At 66.0% G+C, this 15,803-nt stretch carries 17 protein-coding genes; 7 read left to right on the top strand and 10 right to left on the bottom strand.

Annotation, left to right across the window (positions count from 1 at the left end; translation table 11 throughout):
• Nucleotides 1–57 precede the first annotated feature (57 nt).
• From HQ354_RS14095 to HQ354_RS14085, 3 genes are read left to right on the top strand one after another with little or no spacing between them, the layout of a single operon-like run.
• Nucleotides 58–1,068 (top strand): alpha/beta hydrolase family protein, encoded by a 1,011-nt coding sequence (locus HQ354_RS14095; RefSeq protein WP_167676905.1) that lies wholly within the window; start codon nt 58–60, stop codon nt 1,066–1,068.
• The gene (locus HQ354_RS14090) at nt 1,065–1,982 is read left to right on the top strand and encodes a glucosyl-3-phosphoglycerate synthase (protein WP_308115195.1); all 918 of its coding nucleotides are present in this window, start codon (nt 1,065–1,067) and stop codon (nt 1,980–1,982) included. The genes HQ354_RS14095 and HQ354_RS14090 overlap by 4 nt, the downstream gene beginning before the upstream one ends.
• Before the next feature lie 26 nt (nt 1,983–2,008).
• Nucleotides 2,009–2,899 carry an oxidoreductase gene (locus tag HQ354_RS14085; protein ID WP_222634964.1) on the top strand — a complete coding sequence of 297 codons (891 nt, stop codon included), beginning with the start codon at nt 2,009–2,011 and terminating at the stop codon, nt 2,897–2,899.
• 22 nt (nt 2,900–2,921) lie between these two features.
• Here HQ354_RS14085 and HQ354_RS14080 read toward each other — a convergent pair whose 3' ends face one another.
• The 4 genes from HQ354_RS14080 to HQ354_RS14065 all read right to left on the bottom strand — a co-directional run bounded on the left by HQ354_RS14080 (nt 2,922) and on the right by HQ354_RS14065 (nt 5,917).
• Nucleotides 2,922–3,917, bottom strand: coding sequence for an NADP-dependent oxidoreductase (locus tag HQ354_RS14080; RefSeq protein WP_068424809.1), 996 nt, complete (start codon nt 3,915–3,917; stop codon nt 2,922–2,924).
• A gap of 11 nt (nt 3,918–3,928) precedes the next feature.
• The gene (locus tag HQ354_RS14075) at nt 3,929–4,351 is read right to left on the bottom strand and encodes an organic hydroperoxide resistance protein (protein WP_068424806.1); all 423 of its coding nucleotides are present in this window, start codon (nt 4,349–4,351) and stop codon (nt 3,929–3,931) included.
• Nucleotides 4,352–4,360: 9 nt separating this feature from the next.
• Nucleotides 4,361–4,798, bottom strand: coding sequence for a MarR family winged helix-turn-helix transcriptional regulator (locus tag HQ354_RS14070; RefSeq protein WP_068424803.1), 438 nt, complete (start codon nt 4,796–4,798; stop codon nt 4,361–4,363).
• Between the two features lie 105 nt (nt 4,799–4,903).
• Entirely contained in the window at nt 4,904–5,917 is a 1,014-nt protein-coding gene (locus HQ354_RS14065) for an iron-siderophore ABC transporter substrate-binding protein (RefSeq protein ID WP_068424798.1), read from the bottom strand.
• A gap of 334 nt (nt 5,918–6,251) precedes the next feature.
• On the opposite strand from HQ354_RS14065, the gene HQ354_RS14060 reads away from it, so the two are divergent.
• Entirely contained in the window at nt 6,252–7,334 is a 1,083-nt protein-coding gene (locus HQ354_RS14060; RefSeq protein WP_068424795.1) for a 3-deoxy-7-phosphoheptulonate synthase, read from the top strand.
• 1 nt (nt 7,335) lies between these two features.
• Here HQ354_RS14060 and HQ354_RS14055 read toward each other — a convergent pair whose 3' ends face one another.
• Entirely contained in the window at nt 7,336–7,959 is a 624-nt protein-coding gene (locus HQ354_RS14055; RefSeq protein WP_167676900.1) for an alpha-ketoglutarate-dependent dioxygenase AlkB, read from the bottom strand.
• 82 nt (nt 7,960–8,041) lie between these two features.
• Here HQ354_RS14055 and HQ354_RS14050 point away from each other — a divergent pair, with 82 nt between their 5' ends.
• The gene (locus tag HQ354_RS14050) at nt 8,042–8,467 is read left to right on the top strand and encodes a VOC family protein (RefSeq protein WP_068424792.1); all 426 of its coding nucleotides are present in this window, start codon (nt 8,042–8,044) and stop codon (nt 8,465–8,467) included.
• Here the strand turns inward: HQ354_RS14050 and HQ354_RS14045 are convergent.
• Nucleotides 8,464–9,480, bottom strand: a complete 1,017-nt coding sequence (locus tag HQ354_RS14045) for an AraC family transcriptional regulator (protein WP_068424789.1) — start codon at nt 9,478–9,480, stop codon at nt 8,464–8,466. The two genes, HQ354_RS14050 and HQ354_RS14045, sit on opposite strands and share 4 nt — an antisense overlap.
• Nucleotides 9,481–9,484: 4 nt before the next feature.
• On the bottom strand, nt 9,485–10,657 hold the full coding sequence (locus HQ354_RS14040; protein WP_068424786.1) for a pyridoxal phosphate-dependent aminotransferase: 1,173 nt from the start codon (nt 10,655–10,657) through the stop codon (nt 9,485–9,487).
• Nucleotides 10,658–10,879: 222 nt separating this feature from the next.
• Between HQ354_RS14040 and HQ354_RS14035 the strand changes: the two genes are divergently transcribed.
• Complete coding sequence (locus HQ354_RS14035) at nt 10,880–11,467, top strand: carboxymuconolactone decarboxylase family protein (RefSeq protein ID WP_068424783.1); 588 nt, start codon at nt 10,880–10,882, stop codon at nt 11,465–11,467.
• Here HQ354_RS14035 and HQ354_RS14030 read toward each other — a convergent pair.
• On the bottom strand, nt 11,394–12,341 hold the full coding sequence (locus HQ354_RS14030; protein WP_068424780.1) for a sigma-70 family RNA polymerase sigma factor: 948 nt from the start codon (nt 12,339–12,341) through the stop codon (nt 11,394–11,396). The two genes, HQ354_RS14035 and HQ354_RS14030, sit on opposite strands and share 74 nt — an antisense overlap.
• A gap of 43 nt (nt 12,342–12,384) precedes the next feature.
• On the opposite strand from HQ354_RS14030, the gene HQ354_RS14025 reads away from it, so the two are divergent.
• Complete coding sequence (locus HQ354_RS14025; RefSeq protein WP_167676898.1) at nt 12,385–13,371, top strand: LLM class F420-dependent oxidoreductase; 987 nt, start codon at nt 12,385–12,387, stop codon at nt 13,369–13,371.
• Here the strand turns inward: HQ354_RS14025 and HQ354_RS14020 are convergent, their stop codons facing one another.
• Nucleotides 13,372–14,037, bottom strand: a complete 666-nt coding sequence (locus tag HQ354_RS14020) for a DUF3239 domain-containing protein (protein ID WP_174551400.1) — start codon at nt 14,035–14,037, stop codon at nt 13,372–13,374.
• 22 nt (nt 14,038–14,059) lie between these two features.
• Nucleotides 14,060–15,715, bottom strand: coding sequence for a DNA repair helicase XPB (locus tag HQ354_RS14015; protein ID WP_068424777.1), 1,656 nt, complete (start codon nt 15,713–15,715; stop codon nt 14,060–14,062).
• Nucleotides 15,716–15,803 lie beyond the last annotated feature (88 nt).

The raw sequence follows: 15,803 nt of genomic DNA, 5'->3' as shown, positions 1-15,803 counted from the left end.
GACAGACTTGTCGTCCGGCGACGGTCCTGTTGCCGAGTCCGACATAGCATTTCGCAAATGCCGTATCGCACTGTCGCGTCGTCGTTCGTTGCCGTGGCCGCGGCATGTATCTGTGCGTTCGCGCACGGAATGCCCTCCACCGCAGCACCTTCCGACGTCGCGTACGTGGTCGACGCCGCATCCGTCTCCGACCGCACCACGTCGCTGCAGGTCTACTCGCCGTCGATGGACCGCCCCGTCGACCTCACCGTGTTCCGTGCCGCGAACCCCGACATCCCCGCTCCCACGCTGTATCTCCTCAACGGCGCGGCAGGTGGATACGGCGGCAGCAGCTGGTTCGACCGCACCGACATACCGGCGTTCTTCGGTGACAAGCAGGTCAACGTCGTCGTGCCCACCGGTGGGGCCGCGAGCTACTACACCGACTGGCAACACGACGACCCTGTCCTCGGACGCAACAAGTGGTCGACGTTCCTCGCCGAGGAACTGCCACCCGTCGTCGACGCCGAATTCTCCGGTAACGGGATCAACGCCATCGCCGGCATCTCGATGGCGGGAACGTCGGTGTTGCAGCTGGCGATCGAACATCCAGGGCTTTATCGGGGGGCCGCGTCGTACAGCGGGTGTGCGATGACGTCGGACCCGCTCGGCCGGGCGTACGTGAAGTCGGTCGTCGAGATGCGCGGCCGCGGAAACACTCTCAACATGTGGGGGCCGGATTCGGATCCTTCGTGGGTGGAACACGACGCGTTCGTGCACGCCGAGAAGCTTCGTGGCACGGCCCTGTACGTCTCGAGCGGGTCGGGACTGCCGGGACCGCTCGACACGATCGACGGCCCGGACATCGCAGGCAATCCGGCCAAGCTCGCCGAGCAACTCGCCGTCGGCGCGCTCATCGAGAGGGCGACCGACGTGTGCTCGCGGCAGTTGCAGACGAGGCTCGAGTCGCTCGCTATCCCGGCGACCTACAACCTGCGCGATTCCGGAACGCACTCGTGGGGCTATTGGCAACAGGACATGCACGACTCGTGGCCGTTGCTCGCGTCGGCGATGGGGGTGTCGCAGTGAGCCCGGGGGTGCTCCGGCATTCGTGGCGGACGCCGGACTGGTCCGTGGCCGAGCTCGTCGACGCCAAGTTCGACCGGACCGTGTCGGTCGTACTGCCCGCTCTGAACGAGGAGGCGACGGTGGGCGGCGTCGTCGAATCGATCGTGCCGTTGGTCGGAACCCTCGTCGACGAGCTGGTCGTCGTCGATTCGGGATCGGTCGACGCCACCGCGGCGGAGGCGCGACGCGCGGGCGCGCGGGTCGTCACGCGAGAGGAAGCGTTCCCCGGGCTCGCTCCGCGCCCAGGCAAGGGCGAGGTGCTGTGGCGATCGCTCGCGGCGACGACGGGTGACGTCGTCGTGTTCGTCGACTCCGACCTCGTCGATCCCAGCCCCCGATTCGTGCCGTCGCTCCTCGGGCCGTTGCTCCTCGGAAGTCGTGTGCAGCTCGTCAAGGGGTTCTATCGACGGCCGCTGCATGTCGACGGCGTCGCGACCGAGCAGGGCGGCGGCCGCGTCACCGAACTGGTGGCTCGGCCCCTTCTGACCGCGTTGCGCCCCGAACTCGCCGGCGTGTTGCAGCCCTTGGGCGGTGAATACGCGGCGACGCGTGAGCTGCTCGCAGCAATACCGTTCGCGCCGGGCTACGGCGTCGAGATCGGCATTCTGCTCGACACGTACGACAGACTCGGCGTCGACGCGATAGGCCAGGTCGACCTCGGTGTGCGAGAGCACCGCAATCGTCCGTCGTCCGAACTCGCGATGATGAGCCGTCAGATCATGGCCACGATGTTCGGCCGGCTCGGAATCCCCGACTCGACGCAGGAACACAGGGTGTTCGGCCTCGGCGACGACCCGTTCCACGCGGTCACCTCGCCGCTGATGACGGACGACCGGCCGCCGATGAATCACGCGTCCGCAATCGCATCACGCTGATGCTTGGTGGGCCTTAGGCTCGGGCGATGACCTCCGACCCCGCCTGGACTGCGTCCGACATTCCCGATCTGACCGGGCGGCGCTTCATCGTCACCGGGGCGAACAGCGGATTGGGTGAAGTGACCGCGCGGGCGCTCGGAAAGGCGGGCGCCGACGTCGTACTCGCCTGTCGAGACACGAACAAAGGCGACGCCGTCGCGCGGAGCATCGGACCGCGGGCGCACGTGCGTCGACTGGATCTGGCAGACCTGGGGTCCGTGCGGGAGTTCGCGCACACGGTCGACACCGTCGACGTTCTGATCAACAATGCGGGCGTGATGGCAGTGCCGAACCGACGAACCGTCGACGGCTTCGAGATGCAGTTCGGCACCAACCATCTCGGCCATTTCGCGTTGACGGGTCTGCTGCTGCCCCGCATCACCGATCGCGTCGTGACGATGTCGAGCGGTCTGCACCAGATCGGCCGAATTCACCTGGACGATCCGAACTACGACCGACGGCCCTACCGGCGGTGGGGAGCGTACGGACAATCCAAACTGGCGAATCTGATGTTCGCATTGGAACTCGACCGGCGCCTGGCTGCAAGCGGATCATCGGTGAAATCGCTTGCGGCTCACCCGGGTTACGCGCGGACGAATTTGCAGTCGCACACCGAAACGGTCTACGACAAGGTCATGGGCATCGGAAACCTGTTCGCACAGAGTGCGGAGAGGGGTGCGCTCCCGGAGCTCTACGCCGCGACGTCGGCCGAGGTGACGAGCGGGTTGTACATCGGCCCGGACGGGCCGTTCGAACTGCGTGGGTATCCGACGATCGTGGGATACGCTGCGCGAGTACGTGATCGAGCCGTCGCGGCCGGGCTGTGGGAGAAATCGGAGGCGCTGACCGGCGTCACCTATCGGTGGCGCGACGAGTGACCGCCGCGCCACCGGTTTCACATCAGATGGTGACGACCATCTTTCCGGTGTTCTCACCGCGGAGAAGTCCGATGAACGCCTTCGGCGCATTCTCGAGACCGTCGACGACGGTCTCGTCCCACTGGACGGAGCCGTCGGCGAGCCACGTCGCCATCTTCTCGGCGAACTCACCCGACAGCTGGCGGTAGGAACCGACGATGAATCCCTTCAGCGTCAATTCCTTGCCGATCGCGAGCGCGAGGTTGCGCGGAGCGGGTGTCGGCTCCGTCGCGTTGTACTGAGAGATCGCTCCGCACAACGCGAATCGCGCGTACGTGTTGGCCGACGCGATGGCCGCTTCCAGATGATCGCCGCCGACGTTGTCGAAGTAGACGTCGATGCCGTCCGGAGCTGACTGCGCGAGTTGCTCTTTCACGGACCCGTCGTGATAGTCGAACGCGGCGTCGAAGCCGAGTTCCTGGAGGCGTCGCACCTTCTCGGGTGAACCGGCGCTGCCGATGACGCGGCCCGCGCCCAATGCTTTCGCGATCTGTCCGACGAGCGAACCGACCGCTCCGGCTGCGCCGGACACGAATACGGTATCGCCTTCCTTGAACTGTGCGACGGCGGTGAGTCCCGCGTACGCGGTCAGACCGGTCAGGCCGAGTGCGCCGAGGTAGGCCGACGCCTTCGCCTTGTCCAGATCGATTTTCTTCGCCGAGGACGCGTCGACGATCGCGACGTCGCGCCAGCCCTTGCCGTGCGAGACGGCGTCGCCGACAGCAAAAGCGTCGGAACGGGTTTCGACGACCTCACCGACCGCGCCGCCGTCGAGAGGCGCATCCAACTGGAACGGCGGGACGTAGGACTTGACGTCGTTCATGCGGCCGCGCATGTACGGATCGACCGACATGACGGTGTTGCGCACGAGGATCTGACCGTCCTCGAGCGCCGGTAGTTCGGTGGTGACAGTGCGGAAGTTGTCCGGCACCGGCTCGCCCTTGGGGCGGGACGCGAGATGAATCTCGGTGGCCTGCATGGAAATACCTCCTAGTCCTCGGTCACCGTGACGGTGACGTCGATGTTGCCGCGGGTGGCGTTGGAGTACGGGCACACCTGATGTGCCTTGTCGGCCAGCGCCTGTGCCTCGTCGCGGCTGAGATTCGGCAGCGTCACCTCGAGAGTGACCTCGAGCTGGAAGCCGCCTGCGTCGTTCGGGCCGATGCCGACGCGCGCGCCGACGGCCGAATCCGTGACGTCGGCCTTGTCCTGACGCGCGACCAACTGCAGCGCCGAGTGGAAGCACGCCGCGTATCCGGCCGCGAACAGCTGCTCCGGGTTGGTGCCCTGGCCGCTGCCACCCATGGCCTCCGGGATCGCGAGGTCGAGGTCGAGCCGCCCGTCGGAGGTGCGTGCGTGACCGTTGCGGCCTTCACCGGTGGCCAGAGCTTCTGCGGTGTAGATGGTCTTCATCTTCGGTGGTTACCCTTCCGTGTCGTGAAGCGCGTCGGTCAGCTTGACCAGCGCGTCTCGGAGATGTTCGAGGTCGGCGACGGTCATACCCGTCTTGCCTGCGAGCTGTTTGGGGATGTCGACGGCGTGGGCACGCAAGGCGCGGCCGGACTCCGTCAGATGGATCTCGACGCGACGCTCGTCCGTGGTGAGGCGTCGCCGTTCGACGAATCCGAGAGCTTCGAGCCGCTTGAGCAGCGGTGAGAGTGTGCCGGTGTCGAGATCGAGTTCGGTGCAGATCTCGCGGACGCCTCGGCCGTCCTTCTCCCACAGCACCAACAGCACGAGGTACTGCGGATACGTGACGCCCATGCGCTCGAGCATCGGGCGATACACCGCGGTGGTAGCCCGCGATGCGGAGTACAACGCGAAGCACACCTGGCGATCGAGTGCGAGTTCGTTGGTCACGTCCTGAACGGTAGTGCACGTTTATGTTGTGCGCAACCTATATGCGGCTGCGCCGCCCGTGCGCGAATAGTTGGAGCGGAGACCAACTATCCGCGCACGGGTGCGTCAGCGCAGCGATTCCTCGAGACCGTCGAGCACGAGCGTCGCCGCGGTGGGTCCCGCGTTGAGGTACCACGGATCGTCCTCGACCGAAACGATGTGGCCTTCGGTCGACGCGCTCATTCCGGTCCACAGTGGGTTGGTCGTGTACTGGTCCGCCCGTGAGCCGGCGTCGGACGTCTGACTCCCGACGAAAACCCGATCTGCGTCGGCCGATTGGATCTCTTCCTCGCTGAAGTCCTGAGACGTCTTGTCGAACTGCTGGCTCTCCGGACGCGCGAGATTCGCGTCCCATGCGATGTAGCCGACGAACGACGCCACGCCGAACACACGAGCGCGGTCGGCGGTGAACCGCACGAACGACACCGTGGGCGACCCTTGAACGGAGTTGCCGAAGTCGTGTGCGCGCGTGGTGAATTCGTCGAGGAACGACTGTGCCTGCTGGGTTCGGCCGAGTGCGTCGGCGAGAAGGAGGAAGTCCTGCTTCCAGTTAACGCCGGTGCCCTCGGTGAGCACAGTCGGCGCAATGGCCGACAGGGTCTCGTAATTCTCCTCGGACCCAGCTTCGTTCGCGAGGATCAGGTCGGGCTGCAGGGCCGCGATGGCTTCGAGGTCAGGAGACTGGCGATGTCCGACGTCGACGAAATCGGCCATCTGCGAGGCGTATTGGGGAAATTCGCGCGCGAGGTAGTCCGGAACCAGCGCGGCGCCGTCGCCGTATGCGACACCGGTCGGTACGACACCCAACGTGAGGACGGAGTCGAGTTGGCCTGTCGCTATGACGACGATGCGCTTCGGCTCCGAGGGGATCTCGGTGCTTCCACCGAAGTGGCCGACCGTGCGCGGGAAGACGCCGTCGTCGACGCCGGGGGAGCCCATACCGTCCGGGACGCCGGTGGGACCGGGTGCGATGGTGGTGGTAGGTGCCGAGCTGCTGGTGGCGGCTGGTTCTGTGCTGCCGCAGGCGGCCACGAGGGTGACGGTGGCGGCGAGGGCCAGGAGTAGTGGTGCGCGTTTCACGGTGCCTCTTCGTGCGGAGATCGGGTGCAAGGTGAGGTAACGCTACCCTTCGGCTTCGTACGTGCGCGCGAATGTATAGCCGGCTGTACATTCGCGCGCACGACATCGGATGCCCTGAAAGCCCCCATGACGCGGTTGTCGACGGAAGCCGTCGGGGGTCGTGCTACGGTCTGTTCCATGCAGCGCGCATATTTTTGGTTTAGCAGGCCGGCCCCGGGTGGGTCAGCCAGCGACGCCATGCGCTGAGATTCCCACCCCACGAGCCGGATGCAGACCGGCTCGACGTGTGCGTGGAGCTCCCCGAGAGTCGGTCTGAGAAACAGAAAGATTTCTCATGACTATCGACATCACCCCCGCTGGTACCGACCTCGACGAACAGCGGACCATCAGCATCAGCCCATTGGTCGCGCCGTCGTTGTTGCGCCGCGAACATGCAGCGGACGACGCGGTGTCGGCGACGGTTCGCCGTGGTCGCGACGGCGTCGTCGACATCCTCGACGGCCGCGACGACCGGCTGATCGTCGTCGTCGGACCGTGCTCGGTGCACGACACCACGGCCGCGATGGACTACGCCCGCAGGCTGGCGGAGAAGGCCACCGAGCTCGGCGACCGCCTGCACATCGTCATGCGGGTTTACTTCGAGAAGCCGCGTACGACGCTGGGCTGGAAGGGCCTCATCAACGACCCGCACCTCGACGGTTCGTTCGACATCAACGAGGGTCTGCGCGTCGGCCGTCAGCTTCTGGTGGACATCTCGGCGCTCGGACTGCCCGTGGGCTGCGAATTCCTCGACCCGATCACGCCGCAGTACATCGCGGACCTGGTCAGCTACGGCGCCATCGGTGCCCGCACCGCCGCGAGTCAGGTGCACCGCCAGCTCTGCAGCGCGCTGTCGATGCCGGTCGGCATCAAGAACTCCACCGAGGGCGACATCCAGGTCGCGGTCGACGGAACCCGCGCGGCCGCGTCGAGCCACGTCTTCCCGGGAACCGACCTCGACGGCCAGGCCGCTCTGATCCGCACGACGGGTAACCCGGACTGCCACGTCATCCTGCGCGGCGGCACCGACGGACCGAACTACGACGCGGAATCGGTCGCCGAGACCGTCACTCGCCTGCGGAAGTCGAACCTGCCGGAGCGTGTCGTCATCGACGCCAGCCACGGCAACAGCCGCAAGGATCACAACAAGCAGGTCGACGTGGTCACCGACGTCGCGCGACGCCTCGGCGAGGGAGAGCACGGCATCGTCGGCGTCATGCTCGAAAGCTTCCTCGTTGCGGGCCGTCAGGATCTGACGCTCGGGCACAAGGAGGAACTGACGTACGGACAGTCCATCACCGACGCGTGCCTCGACTGGGACACCACGGCAACACAATTGGACGCTCTCGCCGACGCAGTGACGCGCAGGCGCGGCTAGTTCAGCGCACCCCGCGCGGCCGGAACTGCACGCTGACGCGTGGGCCGGTCGCGCGGGTGCTCTTGGGTACCGCGTGCTCCCACGTGCGTTGGCACGAGCCGCCCATGACGATCAGATCGCCGTGTCCGAGAGTGAATTTCAGCGACGTGCCGCCGCCGCGCGGCCGCAGCATCAACTGCCGCGTCGCGCCGAGGGAGAGGATGGCGACCATCGTGTCCTCGGTGGCGCTACGGCCGATGTCGTCCCCGTGCCAGGCGACGCTGTCGGATCCGTCTCGGTAGTAACACAATCCGGCGGTCGCGAACGGTTCGCCGAGTTCGCTGCGGTACTGCGCGTCCAGCGCACTCTTCGCCTCCATCAACGCAGGATCCGGCCAACGTTCGTGCTCGCCGTAGAACCGCACGAGCCTGGGAACGTCGACCACCCGTTCGTACATCTGGCGTCGTTCGGCCCGCCAGTCGACCCCGGCGATTAGCCTGTCGAACAGGTCGATCGAACCGGCCCACCCGGGACGGACGTCGACCCAGGCGCCGCGGGTCAGTGTTCGCCGGGTCACCGACGACCCGAGTGGGCCGAAATCGGTGTCGGTGTCGGTGAACAGTGAGCCCTGCAGTTCCACGCTCATGTCGGCCACCCTAGCGCGATTCGAACGTATGTTCCAGTGAAAACTCGGCGCATGTGTCCGATCGGTTGTCTATGGTGTCCGCATGGCATACGACGTACAGGTCACGATCGATTGCGCACAGCCTCATGAGCAGGCGAAATGGTGGGCGGAAACGCTGGGGTGGCAGGTCGAGCCCACCGACGGGAACTTCATTCGAGGGCTGGTCGAGAAGGGGCACGCCCGAGAGGAGGACACCGTCGTCTTCGAAGGAAACCTGGTGTGGAAGATCGGGGCCGCGATCGCGAACCCCGACAACCCCGACGGTCCGCGGATACTGTTCCAATCCGTTCCGGAGCCGAAGACGGTCAAGAATCGCCAGCACCTCGACGTGCGCGTCGGTGACGACCGCGAAGCCGTCGCGGAGAAGCTCGGCGCACGGGGCGCGCGGATTCTCCATCGTGGTTCGCAGGGACCGTTCGACTGGATCACGATGGCCGACCCCGAGGGCAACGAGTTCTGCTTGACCTAGCGATACGAACCCGGTGTCTGGCCCGTCCATCGTTTGAACGCGCGACGGAACGCCGACGGCTCGGAGAAGCCGAGCCTGCTCGAGATGTCGTCGACGGAGTCACCACGGCTCAGGCCCGACACCGCCGCGTCGCGCAGAACTTCCTCGCGAATCTGGTTGACCGACGTGCCTTCCTGCCGCAGGAGGCGTCGGAGATGCGCGGTGCTGACGGACAGCATCTCCGCGATGTCGTCCGTCCCCGGGGCCTGCCCGTGCAATCCGAGCTCGAGGGCCCTGCGGACCTGCGACGACGCGGTGCTGTCGTAGTCACGAGCAGTGAACAGCAGGGTCGGTGATTCGCGAAGGTACTCCGCCAGCGTCTCCTCGGTCTGGACGATCGGTGCCCGCATCGCAGAGTTGTCGAATTCGAGCGCCGCCGCGGGCGCGCCGAACGTCACGCGGGTGCCGAACATACGGTCGTACAACTTGCCGGTCGCCGGATCGCTCATCTCGTACGGCAATTCGACGGCATGGAGCTTCACACGTCCACCGATGAGCCAGGCTGCGAAGCGATGGACGAGCACCATGCGGAAGTCGGTGAGCAGTTGGCCTGCAGCGGCCCTGGCCGCTACCGGGAGGTGGCTGTTGTCCGCCGGGGGAATCGTGAGCCGCGTCGACGTCTCGCCCCGGGTGATTCCCATGGGCGGCATGCCCGAGAGCACACGCGTCGTCTCGGCCATGCGTACGAGAGCCGTCGACAGGTCGGGACAGTGGATGAGCGTCAGGCAGATGACGCGAAAACTGCCGCGGCGCATCGGAGTACTGGCCAGTCCGAACAATTCGTCGTCCGTGATCTGCCATGCCGCCTGCGTGAACAAGGTGACCTGTTCGGCGGTCAGTCTGCCGTTCGGGTCGTCGAGCGTGTCGTGCCCGATGCCTGCGATCGACATCGGATAGGCGAGGTCGACGCCCCCGCTCTCGGCCAGCGACACGGCTTTGGCGACGAAGCCGGCCGGGATTGTGCGGGCGCTCATCGGGTCACAGGTTCAGCAGTCTGTCGGCTGCCTCGGCGAGAACCTCGTCCTTCTTGCAGAAGGCGAAGCGCACCAACGTCTTCCACGGTTCCGGATGATCGACGAACGCCGACACGGGTACGGCGGCGACGCCGATCCGATCGGGGAGCGTGCGGCAGAACGCGATGGCGTCGGTCTCTCCGATTCCGGCGACGTCGGCGCAGACGAAATACGTTCCGCTACTGGACTTCACGTCGAAGCCGGCTTTGGTCAACGCCGACGACAACACGTCACGCTTCGACTGTAGGTCGACGCGCAGGTTCTCCACCCACGCGGATTCGTGGTTCAGTGCGTGCGCCACCGCAGGTTGGAACGGTGTGCCGCCGACGAAGGTCAAGAACTGCTTGGCGGCGCGCACCGCGTCGATCAGCACCCGCGGGCCGAGTGCCCAACCCGTCTTCCACCCCGTGGCGTTGAAAGTCTTCGCCGCACTCGACACGGTGACGGTGCGCTCGAACATTCCGGGCAGCGACGCAAGGGGCAGGTGGCTGTGTCCGTCGAACGTCAACCGTTCGTACACCTCGTCGGTCAGCACGAGAAGATCGTGCTCACAAGCGATTTCGGCAATCCGCGTCAGTTCCTCGTGGCTCAGCACGGTCCCGGTCGGGTTGTGCGGAGTGTTGACGATCAGCAGTTTCGTGTTCGGTCCGATCGCACGCTCGAGCGCATCCAGATCCAGTGCGAAGCCGCTCCCGTCGGCAACGAGCGGCACGGTCGTCCGGCGAGCCCCGGCGAGAGCCACGGCTGCAGCGTACGAGTCGTAGTACGGCTCGATCAGCACCACCTCCTCGCCCGGCTCCACCAGACCCAGAACGGTCGCGGCGATGCCCTCCGTCGCGCCGACCGTCACGAGCACCTCGCTCGCCGGGTCGTAGTCGACGTCCAAGCGCCGCTTCCGGTCCGCAGCGATGGCCTCACGCAGAACCGGCAGCCCAGGACCGGGCGAGTACTGATTCAAGCCGTCGGCGATCGCCCGTTCCGCCGTCGCCAGCATCGACGCGGGCCCGTCGGTATCGGGAAAACCCTGGCCGAGATTGACGGCGTTCTTCTCGAGAGCCAGCGCCGTCATCTCGGCGAAAATCGTGGATCCGAACGGGCGTAGGCGTTCGACGGTCCGGCTCGAATGCTCCGCGCTCATCACAGCAGCTTATCCGGGTCATTCCTGCAGGCTCCACTCCCGGCCCATCCGGGTCGTTCCTGCAGGCTCCACTCCCGGCCCATCCGGGTCGTTCCTGCAGGCTCCACTCCCGGCCCATCCGGGTCGTTCCTGCAGGCTCCACTCCCGGCCCCTCCGGCGTCACATTTTCGTCGCCCGACTCGTCCGAGGCTATGTATGCAGCAACCACCCACAGGAGAAGTCATGACCAGAATTCCACCCGTCATCCCACAGGACGCGTCGCTGCCGGTGCGGCTGACGTACAAGGCTGCGGCACGAATGTTCGGCGAGGTTCCCGAGCCGTTCGCGGTGTTCGCGCACCATCCGAAACTGTTCTTCGCATCTGCGGTCAGCGAACTGGCCGCCGACAAGGCGTCGAATACGCTTCCGGTGAGCGTGCGCGAGCTGGCCGTCTATCGCACCGCGTGGACGCTCGGATGTTCGTGGTGCGTCGACTTCGGCGTCATGATCCAGCGTCTCGACGGTCTCGACGTCGACCGTCTACGCGAGATCGGCGAGTACGAGACGTCGTCGAAGTACACCGACGACGAGCGCGCTGCGATCGCCTATGCCGACGCGATGACGTCGACGCCGATCGACGTCACGGACGAGATGGTGGCCGATCTGGAACGACGCTTCGGCCGGGCAGGAGTCGTCGAACTGACCTATCAGATCGGCCTCGAGAACATGAGGGCGCGGATCAACAGCTCGCTCGGCATCACCGAGCAGGGTTTCGGCTCGGGGGACGCGTGTCGGGTTCCGTGGAAGGAAGCGACCGAGTCACACCTTTGAGCTTGGCCGGATTCGCGAAGTCGTACGACGCCCACACCAGACCGTCCCGGACCGTGAATCCGCCTGCTCTGGCCGGGAATCCGCGCTCGCCGGACACGCCGTGCGAGTAGTACCCGAGCTGACCGTTGACCGACGCCGGAACCATCGACAGCAGTGTGTCGGGGCCGTACTTCGCGATCAAGCCGAGGAAGAAGCGCGCGCACTTGTCGGGGCCGTGCACGATCTGCACCGCGGTCCGCGTCGTGCCACCGCTGTCGCCGATCGTGCGACAGTCCGGATGCAGCGCAGCGACGACGCGATCGAGGTCGCCCGTCGCCAAGGCCGTCATGAATCGGGTGACAGCGATGTCGTGCTCGGCGTCGGGGACGGGGACCGGCGCGTGGTCGACCTGCTTGCGGGCGCGCGACGCCAACTGCCGGGCAGCGGCCGGTGTCACGTCCAGAACCGACGCGATGGCGTCGAACGGGACGGAGAAGCCGTCGTGCAGAACGAACGCGACCCGCTGCGCGGGCGAGAGCGTGTCGAGCACGACGAGGGCCGCGAGCCGCGTGTCCTCCGTTCTGACGACGACGTCGAGCGGGTCGTCGCCTGGTGCGCTTGCAGTAGACACGATCGGTTCGGGAAGCCATTGTCCGACATAGCTTTCGCGTCGAGATGCGGCCGACTTCAGTCGATCGAGACAGATACGGCCGACGACGGTGGTGAGCCAGGCACGAAGATCGTCGATGGAGTCCGATTCGGCCGAGGACAACCTGATCCAGCTCTCCTGCACCGCGTCCTCGGCGTCGACGACGCTTCCGGTCACGCGGTAGCCGACCGCCAACAGGTGGTTTCGATGCGTCTGAAAGCGTTCGACGAGCGAGCTGGTGCTCATGGACGAGCAGTCTATTACCGAGCTGCTCGGTACGATTCGAAGCATGCGATTCGGACTGTTCATTCCTCAAGGCTGGCGACTCGATCTCGTCGACATCGATCCTTCGAACCAGTGGGAGGTGATGCGCACCCTGGCGACGGCTGCCGACTCCGGCCCGTGGGAGTCGCTGTGGGTCTACGACCACTTCCACACGGTCCCCGAGCCCACCGAGGAGGCGACGCACGAGGCGTGGACACTGATGTCCGCGTTCGCGGCGTCGACGTCGCGTATCCGGCTCGGTCAGATGTGCACCGCCATGGCCTACCGCAACCCTGCTTACCTTGCGAAAGTCGCCGCTACCGTGGATCTCGTGTCCGGTGGACGCGTCGAGATGGGAATCGGCGCAGGGTGGTACGAGCACGAGTGGCGTGCGTACGGGTACGGCTTTCCGAAGGCGGGTGATCGCCTCGGGGCGCTCGACGAGGGTGTGCAGATCTTCAAGCAGGCTTGGGAGACGGGCTCGGCGACGCTCGACGGTACGTACTACCAGGTCGACGGCGCGCGTGTATGGCCGAAGCCGTTGCAGGACGGCGGAATTCCGCTGTGGATTGCAGGCGGCGGTGAGAAGGTGACGCTGAAGATCGCGGCGAAGTACGCGAACTACACCAACTTCGACGGCACCCTCGAAGGATTCACGCGCAAGTCCGAGCTGCTCGAAGGCCACTGCCGCACGCTCGGCCGCGACTTCGACGCCATCGTTCGCTCGGCCAACTACAACGTCGCGATCGGTTCCAGCGAGGCCGAGGTGCAGGATCGGCTGAAGCAGCTCGAGGAGCGTCTTGCCAAGCACGTGGGTGCGGAGAAGGCGGACGCTGCCCTCGGCGCGTTCCGCGGATTGCCCGGCGTAGGAACGCCCGAGCAGATCGTCGAGAACCTCACCGCGTTGAAGGAGAAGGGCCTCGGCTACGGCATCTTCTACTTCCCCGAAGCGGCCTACGACCGCTCCAGCATCGAACTCTTCGAGCGCGAGGTCATTCCAGCACTGAGCTGATCAGAGGTCGTCGGGAAGGTCGTGCGGGTCGACGAGCAACTGCTGGTTGTCGGCCTCACGCACCTTCGCCGACAGACCGATGTTCGCGACGAGCAAGGCCCATTCTTCGTCGGAGATCTCGGCCGTCGCGCGCGCGATGATCGTCTTGTCGGTGGTTCCCCATGCGATCGGCATGGGAGACACCATCTGCCAGGTGTCGCCGATCGTGTTCTTGTTGCGGTCGGCGAGCACCGAAATCGACGGAACCAGTTCGCCTTCCACCAATTCGTGGCCGGGAAGTGTTCGAATGCTGCGGGTGACCAGTGCGAAGTGACGCGTGTCCGCGTCGGGTTTCGCGATGTCGACGAGCGCCAGCAACGTCACACCGCGCGCCCGCTTCTCCGCGATGACCGCCGGCACGAGGCCGCCCTTCGCGTAGAGGTCTTCGACGGTGCCGACCTTGCGCGGGGCCCAGACCGTGACCCACAGCGACGTCGCCGCAGTGATCAAGAACACCGCGCCGAGGATGTACGACCACGGGTGTGCCATCCAGAAGAACCAGATCCCGGCGCCGATCAGCACCACCGCGGTCACGATGGCCGACACGCGAAGCCTGCGTACGTCGGCCATCGTCTCGTTCACCGACTTGGCGTGGGCTACGTCGACAGGAAACTGGAATTGGCGCACACGCCCATTATTAGCACGTCTGTCAGATCGCGGGACCGAGCATGTCGTCGGCGTCCGTGATGCGGTAGGCGTACCCCTGCTCGGCCAGGAAACGCTGGCGGTGTGCGGCGTACTCCGCGTCGAGCGTGTCCCGGGAGACGACGGAGTAGAAGTGCGCCTGTCCGCCGTCGTGTTTCGGCCGCAGCAGTCGTCCGAGGCGCTGCGCCTCTTCTTGCCGCGATCCGAACGTGCCCGAAACCTGCACTGCCACAGACGCTTCCGGTAGATCGATCGAGAAGTTGGCCACCTTGCTGACCACCAACGTCTGGATCTCGCCGCGGCGGAACGCGTCGAACAGCTGCTCTCGTTCCTTGTTTCTCGTCGACCCCTGGATCACCGGCGCGTTCAGCGCCTCACCGAGCTCCTCGAGCTGGTCGAGATAAGCGCCGATCACCAACGTGGGTGCGTCCTCGTGCTTGGCGAGAATCGACTTCACGACGGCGATCTTGGTGTGGGCCGTCGAGCACAGCTTGTAGCGCTCTTCCGGCTCGGCGACGGCGTAGGCCATACGCTCGGCGTCCGTCAGCGTGACCCGGACCTCGATGCACTCCGCGGGCGCGATCCAGCCCTGCGCCTCGATGTCCTTCCACGGCGCGTCGTACCGCTTGGGGCCGATGAGCGAGAAGACGTCGCCCTCGCGGCCGTCCTCACGCACGAGCGTCGCGGTGAGTCCGAGGCGTCGACGCGACTGCAGGTCGGCCGTCATACGGAAGACCGGCGCGGGCAGCAGATGGACCTCGTCGTAGATGACCAGGCCCCAGTCGCGGGAGTCGAACAACTCCAGGTGCTTGTATTCACCCTTGGTACGACGCGTGATGACCTGGTACGTCGCGATCGTGACCGGGCGGATCTCCTTGCGCTCGCCCGAGTATTCGCCGATCTCGTCCTCGGTCAGCGACGTGCGCGCGATCAGCTCGCGCTTCCACTGCCTGCCGGCGACGGTATTGGTGACGAGGATGAGCGTCGTCGCCTTCGCCTTGGCCATCGCGGCAGCTCCGACCATCGTCTTGCCCGCGCCGCAGGGGAGCACGACGACGCCACTGCCGCCCGCCCAGAACGAGTCGGCCGCCATCTCCTGGTAGTCGCGCAGCGACCAGTGGCCGCCTTCCTGGTCGAGATCGATCGGGTGCGCTTCGCCGTCGACGTACCCGGCGAGGTCCTCGGCGGGCCAGCCGATCTTCAGCAGCATCTGCTTGAGGTGACCGCGCTCGCTCGGGTGGACGATGACGGTGTCGTCGTCGACCTTGGCGCCGAGCATGGGCGCGATCTTCTTGTGACGCATGACCTCGGTCAGCACGGCACGGTCGAGGCTGACGAGCGACAGCCCGTGGGCCGGATTCTTGACCAGCTGCAGACGGCCGTAGCGGGCCATCGTGTCGACGATGTCGACGAGCAGCGGCTGCGGGACCGCGTAGCGCGAGTAGTTGACCAGTGCGTCGACGACCTGTTCGGCGTCGTGACCGGCGGCGCGCGCGTTCCACAGCGCGAGGGGCGTGATGCGATACGTGTGGACGTGCTCGGGCGCGCGTTCGAGCTCCGCGAACGGCGCGATGGCGCCGCGGGCTTCGCCTGCCTGCGGGTGGTCGATCTCGAGCAACAGCGTCTTGTCGGACTGGACGATGAGGGGTCCGTCGGTCACCGATTCCTCCTACGGAAAGTGCGCAATTCTTCCATTGTCCACACGAGGCGGCTTCGGCGCACGTGAGCGCGAATGTATAGCCGGCTGT

Origin of the sequence: Rhodococcus sp. BP-261 (assembly GCF_019835205.1) — a bacterium.
Classification (GTDB): domain Bacteria; phylum Actinomycetota; class Actinomycetes; order Mycobacteriales; family Mycobacteriaceae; genus Rhodococcoides; species Rhodococcoides kyotonensis_B.
Note: the sequence above shows the minus strand (reverse complement) of the source record. Positions and strands in the feature narration are given on the sequence as shown.